The sequence below is a fragment of the Roseobacter insulae genome (genome assembly GCF_019375555.1).
In the GTDB taxonomy this organism is placed as follows: domain Bacteria; phylum Pseudomonadota; class Alphaproteobacteria; order Rhodobacterales; family Rhodobacteraceae; genus Roseobacter; species Roseobacter insulae.
Genome location: NZ_JAHXDN010000015.1, coordinates 1 through 1080, shown reverse-complemented (window position 1 = coordinate 1080; position 1080 = coordinate 1). Strand labels below are relative to the sequence as shown.

General features: G+C 59.4%; 1 pseudogene. It reads right to left on the bottom strand.

The annotated features are described in order from the left end of the window. Positions 1-1080: pseudogene (locus tag KX928_RS23895) on the bottom strand (DDE-type integrase/transposase/recombinase); the annotation flags it as partial.

The following is a 1080-nucleotide window of genomic DNA, read 5'->3' as shown; positions in this document are numbered from 1 at the left end:
TCCCCTGAGTTTGCGGGTGATACGGGGCACCTCGGACATGATCAATCTGCCGATCCTCCAGCCACTCGGCCAACTCGCTGGAGATGTCACTGGCCCCGTTGGCGCTCAGCAGCCGTGGCTTGTGAACGCCGGTCGCCCGATCACAGCCCGAAGCCTGCAACGCGAGATCCAGCGTGTCGGTCACATCACCCGTCTTCATCGTTGTGCACAGCTTCCAGGCGATGATGTAGCGGCTGTAGTCGTCCAGGATCGTCGACAGATAGAACCAGCCCCAGCCGTTCGCCATTGGTCTCGAACACATGGCGACACAATGGCTCACCCTTGAGATAGGTGAAGTCGGTCTGCCAGAGCTGATTAGGTCGCGTTGTCTTGTCCCGAAACGCGTCTGCGGCCGACAGAACGACGTAGGCCGGGTTGGTGATCAGGTCGTAGGACTTGAGGATGCGACAGACCGAAGCCTCTGACACAAAGTACTTATTCGTGTCGGTGAAGCGCACGGCCAGCTCGCGTGGCGACAGATCGCTTTCTCTCAAGGCCAGCTCCTTGACCTTCTCCCGAACCGGCTCGGGAATGCGGTTCCAGACCCGTGACGGCTTGGGTCTACGATCCTCAAGCGCCTCAGGGCCACCCGACAGATACCGGTCATACCAGCGATAGAAGGTGGTTCTGGGGATGCCCAACTTGTCCAGCGTGCGTTTGGTCGGGAGATGCGAACCTTCGACGAGGCGGATGATCTCCAGCTTTTCGGATGCAGGATACCTCATGCGTCTTCGTCCCCATCTATTACCCGGCGGGTGAATGCCTTGCATTCACTGAGAGGGCGCGATCATGCTTTTTTGAGCAACCGCAGCTCAAGGGCCTGCTCGGCGACGACCTCCTTCAGATCACGTGCCTCGCGGCGCAGGTCTTTAACCTCGCTTGACGTTGCCGCCCGAGCAGTGTCGCCTGCCAGGCGCTTCTTTCCAGCTTCAAGGAACTCCTTGGACCAGCTGTAATCGAGGCTCTGGGCAACACTCTCTCGCCGACACAGCTCGGCATTCGACCATTGTCCTCGGACCAATGGCGGACAAGGTCTCATTG